Origin of the sequence: Cryobacterium sp. BB307, assembly GCF_012274275.1 — a bacterium.
In the GTDB taxonomy this organism is placed as follows: Bacteria; Actinomycetota; Actinomycetes; order Actinomycetales; family Microbacteriaceae; genus Terrimesophilobacter.
The window spans coordinates 194365-210806 of sequence record NZ_JAANZA010000001.1 but is presented as its reverse complement, the minus strand read 5'-3'; the positions used below and the strand labels follow the sequence as shown (position 1 = coordinate 210806).

At 67.5% G+C, this 16442-nt stretch carries 16 protein-coding genes; 5 read left to right on the top strand and 11 right to left on the bottom strand.

From position 1 onward, the window contains the following. Positions 1-18 precede the first annotated feature (18 nt). The 5 genes from HGK58_RS00925 to HGK58_RS00905 form a co-directional block, all read right to left on the bottom strand. On the bottom strand, positions 19-3498 hold the full coding sequence (locus tag HGK58_RS00925) for a TM0106 family RecB-like putative nuclease (RefSeq protein ID WP_168625689.1): 3480 nt from the start codon (positions 3496-3498) through the stop codon (positions 19-21). 69 nt (positions 3499-3567) lie between these two features. Beyond that, a complete protein-coding gene (locus HGK58_RS00920; RefSeq protein WP_168625688.1) occupies positions 3568-3921 on the bottom strand; it encodes a hypothetical protein in 354 nt (117 codons plus the stop codon). A 164-nt stretch (positions 3922-4085) separates the two neighbouring features. Then, positions 4086-4841, bottom strand: coding sequence for an aquaporin Z (aqpZ, locus tag HGK58_RS00915; RefSeq protein WP_168625687.1), 756 nt, complete (start codon positions 4839-4841; stop codon positions 4086-4088). Between the two features lie 153 nt (positions 4842-4994). Next, the gene (locus tag HGK58_RS00910) at positions 4995-5501 is read right to left on the bottom strand and encodes a DUF1697 domain-containing protein (protein ID WP_168625686.1); all 507 of its coding nucleotides are present in this window, start codon (positions 5499-5501) and stop codon (positions 4995-4997) included. Then, complete coding sequence (locus HGK58_RS00905) at positions 5498-5698, bottom strand: hypothetical protein (protein ID WP_168625685.1); 201 nt, start codon at positions 5696-5698, stop codon at positions 5498-5500. Before HGK58_RS00905 ends, HGK58_RS00910 begins: the two co-directional genes overlap by 4 nt. Before the next feature lie 47 nt (positions 5699-5745). Here HGK58_RS00905 and HGK58_RS00900 point away from each other — a divergent pair, with 47 nt between their 5' ends. Continuing rightward, positions 5746-6168, top strand: coding sequence for a hypothetical protein (locus HGK58_RS00900; RefSeq protein WP_168625684.1), 423 nt, complete (start codon positions 5746-5748; stop codon positions 6166-6168). A gap of 1 nt (position 6169) precedes the next feature. On the opposite strand, the gene HGK58_RS00895 is transcribed toward HGK58_RS00900, so the two are convergent. Beyond that, entirely contained in the window at positions 6170-7018 is an 849-nt protein-coding gene (locus HGK58_RS00895; RefSeq protein ID WP_168625683.1) for an alpha/beta hydrolase, read from the bottom strand. A gap of 73 nt (positions 7019-7091) precedes the next feature. On the opposite strand from HGK58_RS00895, the gene HGK58_RS00890 reads away from it, so the two are divergent. Then, positions 7092-7754, top strand: coding sequence for a TetR/AcrR family transcriptional regulator (locus HGK58_RS00890; RefSeq protein ID WP_168625682.1), 663 nt, complete (start codon positions 7092-7094; stop codon positions 7752-7754). Between the two features lie 105 nt (positions 7755-7859). Continuing rightward, positions 7860-8210 (top strand): MmcQ/YjbR family DNA-binding protein, encoded by a 351-nt coding sequence (locus HGK58_RS00885; protein ID WP_168625681.1) that lies wholly within the window; start codon positions 7860-7862, stop codon positions 8208-8210. Between the two features lie 150 nt (positions 8211-8360). Here the strand turns inward: HGK58_RS00885 and HGK58_RS00880 are convergent, their stop codons facing one another. Then, positions 8361-9638 carry an amino acid permease gene (locus HGK58_RS00880; protein ID WP_168626822.1) on the bottom strand — a complete coding sequence of 426 codons (1278 nt, stop codon included), beginning with the start codon at positions 9636-9638 and terminating at the stop codon, positions 8361-8363. An 89-nt stretch (positions 9639-9727) separates the two neighbouring features. Beyond that, positions 9728-11392: an amidohydrolase gene (locus HGK58_RS00875; RefSeq protein WP_168625680.1), complete on the bottom strand. Its 1665-nt coding sequence runs from the start codon at positions 11390-11392 to the stop codon at positions 9728-9730. 103 nt (positions 11393-11495) lie between these two features. On the opposite strand from HGK58_RS00875, the gene HGK58_RS00870 reads away from it, so the two are divergent. Continuing rightward, on the top strand, positions 11496-12098 hold the full coding sequence (locus HGK58_RS00870) for a TetR/AcrR family transcriptional regulator C-terminal domain-containing protein (protein ID WP_168625679.1): 603 nt from the start codon (positions 11496-11498) through the stop codon (positions 12096-12098). A 122-nt stretch (positions 12099-12220) separates the two neighbouring features. Beyond that, positions 12221-12694, top strand: coding sequence for a hypothetical protein (locus HGK58_RS00865; protein ID WP_168625678.1), 474 nt, complete (start codon positions 12221-12223; stop codon positions 12692-12694). A 118-nt stretch (positions 12695-12812) separates the two neighbouring features. Here HGK58_RS00865 and HGK58_RS00860 read toward each other — a convergent pair whose 3' ends face one another. The 3 genes from HGK58_RS00860 to HGK58_RS00850 all read right to left on the bottom strand — a co-directional run bounded on the left by HGK58_RS00860 (position 12813) and on the right by HGK58_RS00850 (position 16135). After that, complete coding sequence (locus HGK58_RS00860; protein ID WP_168625677.1) at positions 12813-14192, bottom strand: HNH endonuclease signature motif containing protein; 1380 nt, start codon at positions 14190-14192, stop codon at positions 12813-12815. Between the two features lie 419 nt (positions 14193-14611). After that, on the bottom strand, positions 14612-14962 hold the full coding sequence (locus tag HGK58_RS00855) for a luciferase family protein (RefSeq protein WP_168625676.1): 351 nt from the start codon (positions 14960-14962) through the stop codon (positions 14612-14614). 117 nt (positions 14963-15079) lie between these two features. Next, positions 15080-16135 carry a hypothetical protein gene (locus tag HGK58_RS00850; protein WP_168625675.1) on the bottom strand — a complete coding sequence of 352 codons (1056 nt, stop codon included), beginning with the start codon at positions 16133-16135 and terminating at the stop codon, positions 15080-15082. Positions 16136-16442 lie beyond the last annotated feature (307 nt).

The following is a 16442-nucleotide window of genomic DNA, read 5'->3' as shown; positions in this document are numbered from 1 at the left end:
GGGTCGGCCACCGGCGAGTCAAGCGACGGGCAGCGCCGCCGGGTTCTCCACCAGGCGGATGAACGCCGCCAGTTCCGTCACACCGTCGGGGGTATGCGGCAGGTACTCGGTCAGCTCCGGCGAGTAGATCAGGTAGGCGGCCCACTGCGCGCGCGAGATCGCCACGTTCAGGCGGTTCTTCATGATGAGGAATTCCATGCCGCGCGGCACATCCGACGCCGACGACGCTGCGAGCGTCACGATCGCCACGGCAGCCTCCTGCCCCTGGAACTTGTCCACCGTGCCGACCGGCACCTCGGTGAACCCTGCGGCATCGAGGTGCGCCCGCACAAGTGTGAGCTGCGCGTTGTACGGCGTCACCACGATCAGGTCCGCTTGCCTGAGCGGCCGCACCGCGGCATCCGGCTCCGGAACCCACGATCGACCGAGCGCTGCCCGCACCAGCTCGACCACGACCTCGGCCTCCTCCGGCGATTGGGTCGAGTTGCCCACGTGCACCACCGGCACCGGATGCAGTCCAGCCGCAATCCCATCGAGCGAGCGCTGCGACGCGCACTCGTGCGAGTGCAACGCGCCCTCGTACGACAGCCGCGACACCGGGGCGGCGACGGCCGGATGCATCCGCCTGCTCTCCGCGAGGAAGTACCCGTACTCGGGCGGCAGCACGTCGTGCCCGTCGGCGACCCAGCCGAGCGCGGACGTGTCGACGGGTTCCGGATGCGTGCCCTGGCTCACCTGCGGAAGTTGCTGCGGGTCGCCGAGCAGCATCACGTTCTTCGCGGCAACGCTCGCGGCGATGGTTGAGGCCAGCGCGAACTGCCCGGCCTCGTCCACGACGATCAGGTCGAGTGAGCGACGGGGGACCCGGCCGACGTTGGCGAAGTCCCACGCGGTGCCGCCGAACACGAACCCGGTGTCGGCGTGCTCGAACGCGAAGCGGAACGCGTCGTCCTTCTTCGCCAGGACCGTGTAGTCGTGGTCGCCCGGGTTGAGTCGGTCCTTGGGTGCCTTGGCGACGAGCGACGGGTCGAGCCCGGCATCGCCGACGAGCCTGTCGAGCACGTGCTCCACCACCGCGTGCGATTGCGCGACGACGCCGATCTTCCAGTGGTGCTCGCGCACCAGGTCGGCGATAACGTGCGAGGCGAGCCAGGTCTTGCCGGTGCCGGGTGGCCCCTGCACGGCGAGATAGGAGTCGTCGAGGTCGAGCAGACTCGCCACCACCGCCGTGCGGTAGGACTCGTCGACGACCGGGGAGAGGTTTCCGCTGCGGGTGCGCGGCGGGGTGCGGCGCAGGATGTCCACCATCGGATCCTTCGGCCAGCCGCCGGATGCGCCGTCGGGCGGGGTGTCGATGATCCGCTGCGCCCATTCCTCGATCGCAGGCCGCTGGGCACCGGCACCGGGCGGTGCCGCCGGCGTCAACGCGACGGGCAGGTGAGCGTACGGCTCGATGCCCTCAGGCAGCGTCTCCTCCACCAGGGCGCCGTCGTCATACACCTCGACCAGCCGCACGCTGCGGGCAGGCCGGGCGCCAGCTTCGGCGTTCGGAATGATGAACGGCCCAGGCGATTCATAGACCAGGAACGGTCCGGCCTGCTCGGTCGGCTTGACGGTGCTGCCCGGCGCCCACTCGCCGCGCAACAATAGGGTGCGCCGGTCGACCCGATGGTTGTCGCCGCGGTGCCAGTTATCCACAACCCGCACGGCCTGCGCCCTCAACACATCACGGGTGGCCTCCCACTCCTCGATCGGCGCGACCAGACGCGCGAAGTGCCCCCACCAGAAGCTCTTCTGCTCCCGCCGGTGGTAGTCGATGGCCGCCGACGCGAGCGCCGCAGCGGTCTGGTCGACGGTGCGCTCGTGCAGTGGATCGCCGGCACGGTGGAGCAATGCCTCCGCGAGGGGCGAGGCGGGGACATCCGGACCCTCCTGCTCCTCGATCGGACGCGAGCCGGGCCGGATGCCGTGCTCCGCGCCCACGGCCAGCAGCCAGTCCCGCAGTGCGAGCGTCGACTGGCAGTCGTACTCGTTGTAGTCGGCGATCGCGTCGAGCATCTGCTGGCCGGTCAGCAGGTCGCCGGAGTCGATCAGTTCGCGTGCGCTCACGTACTCGGTGATCGAGTCGGCACCGGTGGTGACCGCCTGCCCGTCGCGGGTGTCGGGCATGTACAGCGGCTCGAGCTTCTTGATCGAGTAGGAGCGGCTGCCGACGCGCACGCCCTTGCGCACGATGGGGTACAGGTCGACGAGCATGTGGTCGCGCAACAGCCCGTCGACGGCGTTCTCGCACACGCCGTGCCTGGCCGCGATGGACAGCAGGTGGGTGCGCTCGTAGCTCGCGTAGTGGTAGATGTGCATCCCCGGGTAGCGCTTGCGCCGGTCGGCGATGTAGGCCATGAAGTCCTCGAGCGCGGCGCGCTCCTCAGTGAAGTTGTGCGCCCACCAGGCGCGGAAGGTGCCGTCGGCCTCCACCAGCCCCCAGAGGTAGTCGATGCCCCAGCTCTCGCCCGGCCCTTCCGTGTAGAGCGGGTCGCCCTCGAAGTCGAAGAACACGTCGCCCGGGTTCGGTTCGGGGATGAACCCGATCGTGCGGCCGTCGGCCAGCTCGAACGGCGGTGGCGCGTCATCCGTCGCCTGCAGCTGCAACCGTGCCTGCGCGCGCAGCGACTCGAACGTGCTGGCGGCGATGGTCTCTGGCACGGTGTCTGCACCTGCGAGCTGGTCGATGGTGGTGATGCCGGCGTTCGCGAGGCGCTCGCGCTGCAGCACCCTCATGCCCGCGACGAGCAGCACGTCGCGGTGCGCGGTGACCTCGGCGTCGCAAGTGGGGCAGCGCCCGTCGACGGTGAAGCGCGGGTCGCCCCACGCCACAGGGTCGGATGCGCGCATCCGGTCGGCGACGAGTTGCACCAGTCGTTCGCGGCGTCGCCGGTAGACCGGCATGATGTCCGCGACCTGGTGCACGCTGACGGTGCCGTCGCCGAGCAGCAGTTCGACGGTCGGCGCCGCCCGGATGCCGGTCTTCTCGAGCTGCTCGACGTAGGCGGCGAGCTGCAGGAGCGCGGTGACGCGGGCGCGGCGCGCCAGCTTGGTGTCTTGCACCAGGTAGGAGCCGTCGGGTTGCCGCACGATGAAGTCGGCGAAGCCGATGAGGTCGCCGTCGAAGAAGGTGGCCTGGAAGACCACGTCGGCGCCGTTCTCAAACGCATCGTGGGTGGCCGCGGTGGCGGCTGCGAGCGTCTCGGCGGTCAGCTCGTCGGGGCGGGCGATCTCGACGACGCCGGAGCCGAATCGCTCACGGTAGCGTTCGAGCACGCGGGCCTCGTGCTGGTCGCCGAGCCGCGCGGCGCGCTCGAGCATCGCGTCTTCCGGGTCTTCCACCGGCTCGACCCTGCCGAGCTTCGCGTCGATCTTGCGCAGGAACGCGAACTCGCACTTCGACGCGACGGTGAGGTCACTCGGGCTGGTGACGACACGGTCATCGAGTACGAACACGCGGGCTCCTTTCGCCTGCCTCGACAGTACCGGCGACCCGCGACATCCGTTCTGGGGGAGGTGCCCGACCTAGGCCGCAGCCTCCGCGCGCGCCGGCGCCTTCGACGGCAGCGACACCAGCACGAGAGCGAGGGCGGAGACCACGGCGAGGATCGCATCCGGGATCCACGTCCCGAGCAGTGCGACGTGCGAGACGAAGAACAGCGGCAGTACCCACAGGGCGAGGCGGATCGCGGGCTTGTCCAGTGCGGTGAGCGTTGCGACCACGCCGATCACCGCGAGCGTCACCCCGAAGGTCGCGATGAGCACGATCGCCTCGAACGGGAACGGGTCGTCGGCGAATGCGGTACTGACCGAGATGACGCCGCACATGGCGAACAGGAGCACCAGGATGATCTGGCCGATGCGGGTTTGGATGTTCATGGAACCTCTTTTCCGGTGGTCGAGCTTGTCGAGACCCACAGCGGGATCTCGACAAGCTCGATCACCGAAGGGGTCCCAAAGGGTTTGCCCCGAGTATCCGGGCGCGCGGCGGTGCGCGGGACCCGACGCGCGGCGCGTCGGCACGGATCTAGGGCACCCCAGATTTACGTGCCGGGAGGGGCCAGCCGACGCTCGAACATCAGCCGGTAGGTCGCGCCGGCGATCAGGGCGCCCAGCAGTGGGGCGAGGATGAACACCCACACCTGGGCGAGCGCCGCCGGTCCCGCGTAGATCGCCGCAGCGATCGACCGCGCCGGGTTCACCGAGGTGTTGCTGATCGGGATGCTGATCAAGTGGATCAACGTCAGTGAGAGGCCGATAGTGAGACCTGCGAATCCCAGATTCGACCGTTCGGATGTGGAGCCCAAAATCACGTACAGGAAAACGGCGGTGAGCACGACCTCGGCGATGATCACCGACAGCAGGTTGAACTCACCGGGGGAACGGTCGTCGTAACCATTAGACGCGAAGCCGGTGTCGAAGGCGTTGGGCAGGAAGCCCTCGATCCCGCCGGCGGCGATAGCCAGGACGACAGTCGACCCGAGGATGCCGCCCACCAGCTGGGCTGCCCAGTACGGGGCGACGTCACGCCATGGCAGCCGCCCGGCGAATGCGGCACCGAACGAGACGGCCGGGTTGAAGTGGCCGCCCGAGATGTGCCCGACCGTGTAGATGCCGACCAGGACGGTCAGCCCGAACGCGAGTGCGACGCCGAGATAGCCGACGCCGAGTGAGTTCGCTTCGGCGTCTGGGAAGTTGGCCGCGAAGACCGCGGTGCCGACACCGCCGAGGACCAACAGGAAGGTGCCGAAGGCCTCCGCGGCGAGCCGAGCGGCCAAGGTTGAATCGTTGGTTGCCATGAGTGCCTCCGTTGAGGTGAAATGCTGCTGGCGATACCTGTGTTGAGGGTAAGCCTGATTGCTGCTGCGCGGCAGGGTTTCACTCAGTTCTCACGGGTGGGCGTAGAGGTCGCGAGGGGGCAGAAAAAGGCCTTGGTGGCCTGCGGGTCGGGATCAGCCCGCGGCCAGCTCCGCCAGTTTCGCGACGGTGTTCATGTTCCGGGCGGTGCCGTTCCCCGCGGCGTCGATGCTGAGCTTCGAGCGGCCCTGACCGTCGGGGTAGAACACGTACAGCTCGCGCGTGCCCACGGCGACCTCCTCGTTGGTGCGATTCCTGACCTGCTCGAGGGCGGCATCCGGTGGCGGCTTGTCGAGGAAGATCGCGACAGTCTTGCTCGCGGGGCGGTCCGGGAACGGGTTGTCCGCGACCACTCCGGCTAGCTCGGCGGCCGTGCGAACCATGACGCCGATCGGGCGTCCCATGTGCTCGGCGAGCGCCTTCTCCAGCTTCGCCTTGACGTCGGACTCGGATGCGCGGACATCGAACAGCACGTTGCCGCTCGCGATGTAGGTGCGCACATTGTCGAAGCCGAGGCTCTCGCACAGGTCGCGCAGCTGGCCCATCGGCAGCTTCACGCCGCCCACGTTCACGCCGCGCAACAACCCGACGTAGGCGGTCATGCCGCCCTCGCCGCCTTGACCCAGAGGTGGCCGCACTCGCGGCAGGACCAGTCCGGGTCGTTGCCGGTCAGCAGGCATCCGCCAAGGATGATCTCGCCGCGTTCGGCACGCTCGAAGTCCTCGCCAGCCGGCATGCCCCAGACGATTCGCACGCCGCCGCGCTGCCCGCACTCTGGGCAGACCACCAGTCTCGCCATGATCGAACAGTATGCCGCCAGCAGCCGACATCCGGTAGAAATAGTGCATGCAGGGGCAATCGGACGACGGCAACTGGGTCTACGGCTCACCCGAGACGCGCGTCGAGATGGGGCCGACCTACGGCTGGGTCGGCGCGATCCTCACCGTCGGCGCCGCCCTGGTGACGCTGTGGCTGCTGCAGTTCCAAGGCCAGGTTGACGCCGCCGGCGCGCGCACCTACACGCTGTCCTGGGTCGGCATGATCGCGATCATCATCGGCCTGTTCGCGCTTGCCGGGCTGCGCGGCTCCCGCGCCGGCCGCACCGTCGTCTGGGTCGGGATGGCGCTCGCCGGAGCCGTGACGCTCATCATGGCGGTGCAGGTGCTCGTCTTCTATATAGAGGTAGGCGGCAACGTAATCGTGCACCTGAACCCGGGCGGGCTGGCGCTCACCGAGACAGCGATACCATTCATGCCGGCCAACGTCTGAGCTAGCTGGACGCGACCCGCTCGCCGGAGGTGACGAACTCCATCACCGCGTCGAGGGTCTGGTCTGCCGCGAGGATCCGGTTATGGCCGAGCCCCTCGGTGACGATGAGCTGCGCGCTCGGGTGGGCGGCGGCCAGCCGCTGGGACTGCTCGACCGGCACCATCCGGTCGCCGCGGTCGTGGATGAGGAGCATCCGGATGTCCGCCGTCAACGGCGTGCGAACGCTCGAGAAGAGCTCCACCCCGGAGTCGTCGCGCACCACCCGGCTGCGGAACAGCTCGGGCAGCGTGGCCGCAATTTCCGGGCGCAGCCGCAGCGCGCGCCGGAAGCCGTCGTAGAGGTTGTCGGCCTCCGCGACACCGGAGATCCCGACCAGGCGACCGACCGTGAGCCCGCGGTGGATGGCGACGAGGGTGGCAAGCGTTCCCATCGAGTGGCCGACCACGGTGTGGAAGGAGCCGTGCTTGCGCTGCAGCTGCTCGATCGCGTCGAGGTAGTCGAGGATGCTGGTGCGCCGCCCGCCGGACGCGCCGTTGGCGGGAGCGTCGAAGCTGACGACCGTGAATCCGGATGCGCGCAGCTCGCGCACCAGGCGGGCGAACTGCGCGGCGCGCCCGCGCCAACCGTGTACCAGCAGCACCGTCTCGGTGCCCTGGCCCCACTGGTAGGTGGTCACGCGTTTGCCGTTGACCGTGATGGTGTCGCGGACGGCGGCCTCGTGCGTCGCGGCGGCATCGGCGCGGACCGGGAGCCGAGGTCCGACCCGCATGAAGAGTGGGAACGCGATCCTCGCGGCGAGTGTTGGGGAGAAGCGTCCGACCTCGTTGAGTGCGGTGCCGATGGGGTTCATGAAGTGCTCCTGAAAAGAATACGAACGGTCGTGCAACTAACTATACGAACGATCGTGCGTTTACACTAGTGGCATGGATGTAATCGACGGACGCCGGCTGCGCGGGGACGAGTCTCGTCGCACCGTGCTGGAGCGCGCCATGGATGTCGCGTCGGTTCACGGACTGGGCGGACTGTCCCTGGGGACCCTCGCGGCCGACGTCGGCGCGAGCAAAAGCGGCGTCGCCGCATTGTTCGGATCGAAGGAGCGGCTGCAGGTCGCGGTTGTCCAGGCGGCGCGCGAGGTGTTCCTGGAGACGGTGATCGAGCCGGCACGGTCACAGCCGCGCGGCTTGCCGCGGCTTGCCGCGCTGGTGATGCGCTGGCTGGCGTACTCCCAGAACCGCGTGTTCACCGGTGGCTGTTTCTTCCTTGCTGCGGCCACGGAGTTCGACTCCAAGCCGGGCGTCATCCGCGACGCGATCGCCGAGCAGTTGGACGAGTGGGACGGCTACCTCGTGGCGACCATCGGATACGCGATGCGGCAGGGCGAACTGCCGCTGCTGGACGACGCCGAACAGCTCGCGTTCGAGCTGCGGGCGCTCGAGGAACAAGCGAACTCCCGGTCGCTGCTGCGCGGTGGAGGAGATGAGCCGTACCGGCGTGCCCGCCGAGCGACCACGGACAGGCTGCTGTCGCTCGGCGCGGATCCGACGGTACTCGAAGCGAGCGGTCTGGTCCCGGCTCCCGCGGGTTGAGGGATTCCGCGAAGCGCAATCGTCTCGAAACCAGCTCTCGGACGGTGGTTTCGAGACGATCGCTTCGCAATCCCTCAACCACCGGAAACGCCGTAGCCTCAACCCATGAACGCTGACTCGTTGCGCGAGCTGTGCCTCTCCCTCCCGCAGGCGATCGAGACGTTCCCGTTCGACCTCGAGACGAGCGTGTTCAAGACGAGCGGCAACAACAAGATCTTCGCCCTCGGCGACTTGGCGGCGCATCCGTTGAAGATCTCGCTCAAGGTCGATCCGGAGGAGTCGATCGCCCTCCGGCAGGAGTTCGCGCAGATCACCCCCGGCTATCACCTGAACAAGAAGCACTGGATCACCATCGAACTCGACGGCGGGGTGCCGGATGCGCTCGTCGAGCAGCTGATCCGCGGCAGTCACGCGCTGGTGAAGCCCAAAACGCCGCGAGCCAAGCCCGCTGGTTGAGGGATTCCGCGCAGCGCAATCGTCTCGAAACCAGGTTGGGGAGGGTGGTTTCGAGACGATTGCTTCGCGATCCCTCAACCACCGCAGACGCAGAAGGGCGCCTTCACCACCCGAAGATGAAGGCGCCCTCGTCTGCGTCTCGACCGGCGGTTACTCCTTCAGGTCGATCATCGGCGTCGGACGACGCCAGCCGCGCGTGATCACCAGCTGGTACACCACGCCGATCGCGAGCCAGATCAGGCCGACGATCAGGGTGCGCGGCGACAGGCTCGTCCACAGCCAGATGGTGAGCGCGAAGCCGATCAGCGGCAGCACCAGGTAGTGCAGCACCGCAACCCCCTCGCGCTGCTTCTCGCCCATGAAGTAGTGCTTCACGACCGACAGGTTCACCGCGGAGAACGCGATGAGCGCACCGAAGCTGATCATCTCGGCGAGCAGCCCGAGATCGATCCAAATCGCGACCAGCGACACCACCGACACCGCGAGGATCGCCAGCACCGGGGTGCCGAAACGCTTGTTGATGCGTCCGAAGAAGCCGCGCGGCAGCACGCCGTCGCGTCCCATTGCGAACAGGATCCGGGACACGGATGCCTGTGACGCCAGCGCCGACCCGGTGGCACCGGCAACGTAGGCGGCGGTGAAGAACGCGGCGAGGAACTGTCCACCGGCGACGCCCATCACATCGAGGGCCGCGCTGTCGACATCCGTGAACGCATGCGTCGGCAGCACCAGGTGTCCGACGTAGGAGATGCCGATGAACAGCGCGCCGGCGACAAGCGTCGTGAGCATGATCGCCCGCGGCACCTTCACGGTCGGATCCTTGGTCTCCTCTGCCAGCGTCGACACCGAGTCGAAGCCGAGGAACGACAGGCACAGCACCGCAGCGCCGGCCGCGACGACACCGAAGCCATCCGGAGCGCCGGTCCCGGTGAACGGGGCCATCAGGTCCACGGTGGTGCCCTGCGAGATCGACCCGACGGAGAGCGCCACGAACACCGCGATGAAGATCGCCTGCACCGCGATGATGACGAAGTTGGTGCGCGCCACCGACACGATGCCGATGACGTTGAGCACCGTCACCAGTGCGATCGCCGCGAGGATGAACACCCAGTTCGCGATCGCCGGGAACGCCGCGTTCAGGTAGATGCCGATCACCAGGTAGTTGATCATCGGCAGGAACAGGTAGTCCAGCATGAGCGCCCAGCCGGCCAGGAAGCCGACGCCGGGGCCGAAGCTGCGCTGCGTGTAGGTGTACGCAGAGCCGGCGTACGGGAACGCCTTCGACAGCAGCCCGTAGGAGCGGGCGGTGAACACCATGGCGATCAGGGTGACGATGTAGGCGAGCGGAACGCGTCCGCCGGTCATCTGGGCGACGATGCCGTAGGTCGTGAAGACGGTGAGCGGCACCATGTAGACGAGCCCGAACATGACGAGCGACGGGGTGCCGAGCACACGGCGCAGACCTTCGGTGGTCGGCGGCTTCTCAGCGGCGATCTCTGTGGTCAATCCAGTTCCTTTCAGGGGTGCGGCAACGCTGCCGCAGCAGTGGGGGTGGTGCTGAGTACAACTGGTTCGCCCGCGAGGTAGGTGGCTCGTACGGCGATGTCCGGCATTGTGGTGCGGTCGGTGGTGCGCGGGTCGCGCTCGAGCCAGACCAGATCGGCGCTCACGCCAACCTCGATCCGGCCCCAGGGCGCATCCGTGCGGTCGGCGAGGGCCTGGGTGGCCACGCCGCTGGTGTAGGCGGCCAGCGCGGTCGCGATGTCGAGTCGTTCGTGCGGAGTCCAGCCGCCGGCCGGGTCTCCGGATGCGGTTGTGCGGCTGGTCGCGACGGCGATCCCGTCGAGCGGTGCGGCACTCGAGCACGGCCAGTCGGAGCCGAACGACAGCGCGCCGCCGTCGTCGAGCAGGGAGCGCATCGCGTACTGCCGGTCGGCGCGGTCCTCGCCGAGCCGCGGGACGGTGAGCAGTGTCATCAGGGCGTCCAGCTGCGCCCACAAGGGCTGCATGTTCGCGATGACGCGGAGCCGGGCGAAGCGGGCCCGGTCGGCCTCGCTGACCAGCTGGGCGTGCGCGATCACCGGGCGGTTGGCGGAGGGCCCGTTGACGGATGCCGCGTACTCGATCGCGTCGAGGGCGACCCGCACCGCGCGGTCGCCGATGGCGTGGATGTGCGGCTGGAACCCGGCGGCGTCGACCGCGGCTACCGACCGGGCAAGATGTTCCGGCTCCCAGACCAGCATGCCGTGGTCGTGCATGCCGCTGCAGTACGGCTCGAGCAGCGCGCCGGTCTCGTTCTCGACAACGCCGTCGGCGAAGAACTTGACGCTGTGCGCGGTGAGCAGTGGCGAGCCGGCCGCCTCGACGCGGCGACGGGTCTCGACCAGTGCGGGCAGCGCATCCGGGAACACCCGCGGGTCGGCAAGCAGGGCGAGGTTGACCCGGGTGGCGAGCACCCCGCGGCGGGCGGCCTCGAGGTAGACGTCGACGTCGTCGGGCTCGACCCAGGCATCCTGCACCCAGGTCACGCCGAGGGAGGCGAACTGCCGGGTGGCGCGGGCGAGCGCGTCGACTCGCTCGTCGAGGCTGAAGCCGCCGGATGCGCGGGTCACCAGTTCGACGGCGCCCCACTCGCGCAGGGTGCCGAGCGGGCTGCCGTCGGGGCGGCGCGGGATCTCGCCGAGCACCGGCTCCGGGGTGTTCGCGTCGATGCCGGCGAGCTCGAGCGCGCGGGAGTTGACCCAGACGGTGTGGTAGTCCCAGGCGCGCAGGATCACCGGGCGGTCGGGCACCGCCTCGTCGAGCCAGCGCGCGTCGAACAGGCCGCCGGGCGAGAGGCTGCCGTCGTAGGAGGCGCCGATGATCCACTCGCGGTCGGGGTGGGCGTCGGCGTAGTGGCGCACCTCCTCGACGATCTCGGCGATGCTGGTGCAGCCGCGGACGCGCGGGCCGGCATCCTCGAGGCCGCCGAAGATCGGGTGGGCGTGGCCGTCGCCGAAGGAGGGCATCAGGAATCCGCCGACCAGGTGGACGGTTTCGGTGCCGTCCGGGGCCGAGTCGTGGGCTTCGGGGCCGATCGCGTGGATCCGGCCATCGACGACGAGCACGGCAGAGGCATCAGGTCGGCCGTGGCCGGTCCAGATCGTGCCGCCCGTGAAGAGTCGCGGTCGGGGGTCGCTCATCGTCGAACTCCTCCATTGGAACTCGTGCGAACGAACGTCGTTCGTATCGGATACCGTACTGAGTGTCGGGCAAAATGCATAGAGGCAGATTGCGAGGGTCGCGATGACGTTGACCGCAAGGAAAATCGCGCTGGCCGCGTTCCAGATCGCCGAGGCCGATGGCATCGAGCACCTGACGATGAAGACGCTGGCGCAGAAGCTGAACCGGCGGCCGTCGTCGCTGTACAACCACATCGACGGGCGCGACGACCTGATCGAGCGGATGCGCGCGATCGTGGTCGAGTCGATCGACAATTCGCCGTTCGATTCGGAGCCGTGGAACCGGGCGCTGATCGCCTGGGGCAAGAGCTATCTGGCGGCGTTCGCTGCGCATCCGAGCTGCATTCGGCTGCTCGCGACCACGCCGATCACCGATCCGAGCACACTGCGGATGTATGAGGTGGTGGTCGGTGCGCTGACCCGCGCGGGGTGGCCGGATGGCGACGCGGTCGCCGTGATGCGCACGGTCGAGGCGCACGTGCTGGGTTCGGCGCTGGACATCATCGCCCCGGACAACCTGCTGTCACCGGATGCTGTGCCGAGCGAGCTGCCGACGCTGCTGCGCTCGCTGGATCCGAAGTACTCGGACCGCTGGAACGCGCACGCCGCATTCGAGCTGGGCATCGAGGCGTTGGTCAACGGCTTGCGCTCCCGCCTGCCCGCGTAACTTGGTGGTCGACCTACTCGGTGGTCGAGCCCGTCGAGACTCTCGCGCCGCTGCACCACTAACACGCGCCGCCCCCGAAGGTGGAGTGCCGAACAATGACCTTCGCGGCTAGCATCCGGCATATGAGGATTCTTGGGGGAGTTGTCATCGTGGCCGTTGGCCTGATGCTTGCGGGCTGTGCGGCGCTAACGCAAGCCGCGGTCACTCTCGAAGAGCTGGAGGTCGATCGGCTGGTGACCAGCGATGTGGATCCGGCATCCACCCCGGGTTTCGTCAATGACCCGCAGACGGAAGTCGACATGATTGGCGACGAGATTCCGTACAGCACCATTGATGGCGCGTCCATCCGCTATCAGGGCGAGTGGGATGACACGAGCATCTATCTCGGGTTGGTGGATACGGCGACGGTCAGGATTATCACCCTGCTCCCGGATGTCCCTGACGGTTGGGCAGCAGGCGGCTCCTTGGGCAATACGGTCTTCGGCCTGGCAACAGGCACCGACGGAAAGATGAACGTGCAGTACGTTCCGCACGGTACCGCAGAGGTGCCCGAGGGCTGGATTGCTCTCTCCGATTGGATCATCGTCCGCCCCTGACTCGGTGATCGAGACTCTCGCTGGTTGAGGGATCGCGAAGTGATCGTCTCGAAACCAGCCTTCCCGGTGATCGAGCCTGTCGAGATCGGTCTCGACAAGCTGGACCACCCCCCGCGTATCAGCCGGTGTCTTTGAGGGCACGCTTGAGTTGGGGGAGGATGCGCGGTTTGGATCTGCTGACGCGGATCCATTCCCGTCTGGGGTCCATCCAGGATGGTGGTCGGAATTCGGGGACGCCGTCGTTGATGCGGATCTCCCAGCCGGAGCGACCGAGGGTGCGGTGGTGGTGCCAGCACAGCAGCACCCCATTGTCGACTTCGGTCGGTCCACCCTCGGCGTCGGGTTTCACATGGTGCACTTCGCACCAGTCGCCGGGGGTGCCGCAGCCCGGGGCGGCGCAGTAGTAGCCGTCGCGGGCTCCGATCGCCTTGCGCTGCTGGGGAGTGAACCCGCGGCGCGGGCTACCGAGCGCGATCACCGCCCCGTTCTGGTCCAGGATGACGGTCTGGGTGTCGCCGGTGCAGGCCAGCTGCCGCACGGTCTTGATGGAGAGCGGGGCGTCGATCCCGTCGATCCAGCCGGCGCCGGTGCCGTTCTGCAGATCCTCGGCGCTGACGGTGACCAGCACCGTGGGTGCCGCCCCGTTCAGCTTCGGGGTCTCCGGGTCGCGGGCCGCGGCCGACAGAATGCCGCCGAGTGCATCGTGTCGTTTCTGGTCGGGTGTGCGGTCGTCGCGGATCACCAGCTCGTCCGGTTCAGCTTCCGCAGGCGCGTCGCCGTCGGGTCGGAAGGCGGGTTCCCGGCGTGGGGTCAGGTAGGCGTTGAACAGTCGCTCCAGCTGCCCGGCCACCAGCGGGGTGAGGTTGCCGGAGATCGGCACCAGACCGCCGTTGACCCGTCCGAGGCGGATGCCGCGCTTGGCGAGGGCCTCCTCCTCGTCCGGGGCAACACCGTCGGGGTCGATGTACGCACGCCACACCACAGCCTGGATCCGTAGCTCCCCGGCGGTCATTGTCGGTGTGGCCGCGGACTCCACCAGCGCGGTCTCCGCCGCTCGCAGGTGGTCCGGGTTCGCTCGGTGAGCGGCCGGCGCGAGTTCGTCGACGATCGCCGCCGCGAAGTCCTGCGACAGTTTCCCTTCCGCCATTGCGGTGGCGACCACCGAAAACTCCGCCGGCCACGCCTCGCCGACCAGGTTGCTGCGGTCCCTGAGCTTTTCCCCCAGTCTGATCCGCTTGCGGATGGTGTTCACCGCCGCGCCGGTGGTGCGCTCCAGCAGTTCGGTGCCGCTGCGGCATCCGCGCTTGGCAGCCAGTGAATCGCTGCCCAACATCCGCCAGGAGCGGTGCTCTACCTCCGCCGCGATTGCGAGTCGGGCGGCGTCGAGCTGCCGCCCGTACTCTTTTTCAATGGTGCGGGCGGCGTCGACCAATTCGTTGTCACCCAGGTGCCGGATACTGGGTATCGCGCCGGGTGCGAACGGGTCGAAGTTGGTCATGTATCGATGGTGACACCATCACCCGACATTCGAATCTACATTCTAGCCAGTCGGGGACAAGACGTAAACGCCCCGGTCTGTGGAGGACCTTCTTTCCCAAACGTGCAGGGCACAACCCGCTCACCGTGAATGCCGATCTCTCGGTCCGTGCGCTTAACAGCGCATTTTGCTGGCGCCGGAAAGAGCATCGAGGCGCGCTTGGCTGAACTGGATGACCTGCTGAAGCGTGGCGTGATCTCGACAGAGGAGCACGGCCAAGCCCGGATGCGCGTGCTCTCCGGCGACTAACCACGGACTCGCTGGTTGAGGGATCGCGAAAGCGATCGTCTCGAAACCAGCTAGCTACCGGTGGTCGAGCCTGTCGAGACCCAGCCCGTCCTCTCGGGATCTCGGCAAGCTCGATCATTCAGGGTGGACGTTCATGTCCGGCCGGAACGCGCGAACTCCAGACTCTCCTCGATGATTGAAATGACCGCTTCCAGTTCCGCTTCATCTCTCGGGCCGTAGATCATGAACTCGGTCCCGAAGTCCGCGTACTGATGCGGCTCGGCCCATCCGAGCACCACGAGTTCCTCGCCGCGCTCGACGGGCAGGACGAGGTGGATGCTGGTGTCCTCCACCCCGTGTAGATGCACCGGCTCGAGCCGTCTACCCGGCGCCAAAGAGCGCTCCGGGAAGACCTCCGCAGCCATGTCGGCAAGAAAGACGGCCCGAGACGATGGCGGCGACACCTGACTGATGCCTTCCACCACGCCCTCGAGCCCGAACACTTGAGCAACCAGCTCGCCCCACAGGGCAGCTGGTGCCTGCTGGTCAAGCTGTCGGTGTGGACCGTCCTCTGAGGTCTTCGGGCGCGCTCCAAGCCTCGGCTCGTTCAACATGACGCTTCACCCCAGCCGATGTCGCATGACCATCTGCAGAGCGAAGACGTTCACGTACTCGCCTTCGCCATCTCCAGCCAACCAGTCCCCGACCTCGCCCAGCGTGCTGGAAGGCGTGCCGAGGGTGACGAGCGAATCCGGTCGCTCCGTCGATGTGTGAAGCTCGCCATCGGTGGTCGGAAGCACAGTGAGCCAGGCGCGAATCGGTGCACCGGGCATCCCCTCGGCTAGATCATCCATGACAATCGGCAACGCGGTCGTGTGCTCCTCGCTGATGAGGCCGTTGCGAAGCACCCGACCCGAGCTGTCCAGGCGATACGTCGCTGGCTCCCAAAGGACCGGGTCAAGCAGCGCAATTCGACCGCCGGAGACTACGGCGTGGCCGATCACGATCTCCGGATGCGCGGGTGAACGCAGGCCATGAACGATGGTGACGCCCGGAATGCTCAGCAGCTCATCGAGCAGCGGTGCCATCAGTTGTTGGGCGATGGCAGTCCTTCGCGCCGACATCGAGTTTTCACCGGCCAAATTCAGCATCGACCGACCGGGGGCGCCTACAGTTCGGTTCCACTGCGCGTTTGGGAAAGAGTCCTTGTGCGCGGCCCGGACTCCCAGTCGAATGTTTCGGTAGGCAGTCGTGTCGGTCGTCAAGAGGTTCCACACGATGATCCCCAGAACTGTGTACGCGACGTTGACCACCAGGAGCGTGCGGTCGGACAGTTGCGGCATCACCAGGTAGGTATCGGCCGACCGTGGCCCGAATGCCGCGATCGCTGAGACGGCCGACATACCGAGATTCCCGAACCAGAACACCAGAAACGCCAGCCGACTGAGTAAGTCAGCCACATCGAATCGGCGGAGGAGTACCGCGGTCAATCCAAGCGCGATCCCGCTGGCCAGCAACGTCAGCAGCGGGCGACGACCTGCCCAGTCAGCGTCGGTCATGCCACGCAGTTCCAGAGAAACGAGGACAGCGGCCAGAACACTGAGCAAGACGAAGATGACAAAGAGCAGTTCAGTGCCGAAACGGACTGCCGGAAATCGACTCGGCACCGCCGGCACCGCGGTGGTCTCGCCCGGCCACGCTCGACTCCGCCATGCGAGACGGGTCGGATCAACTCGCGGTATCGGGATCGAATTGGCGCTTCCCGGCGCAGGAGTCGCCCACTCACTCATGTTGCCGCCAGAAAGTTTGCGTCTCGGGTTGGCGCAGTCACTGCGGATGCCTCCTCAGTCCTTCACGACAATCGAGCAACCCTCCCAGAAAGCGGGCCGAAGCGGCTAGCCCCACTTGTGGAGGACGCGTCGGTCGAGCGGCTCTCGGTGGTCGAGCTGGTCGAGACCCGCCAGAAGCCAAGGGCCTCGACAA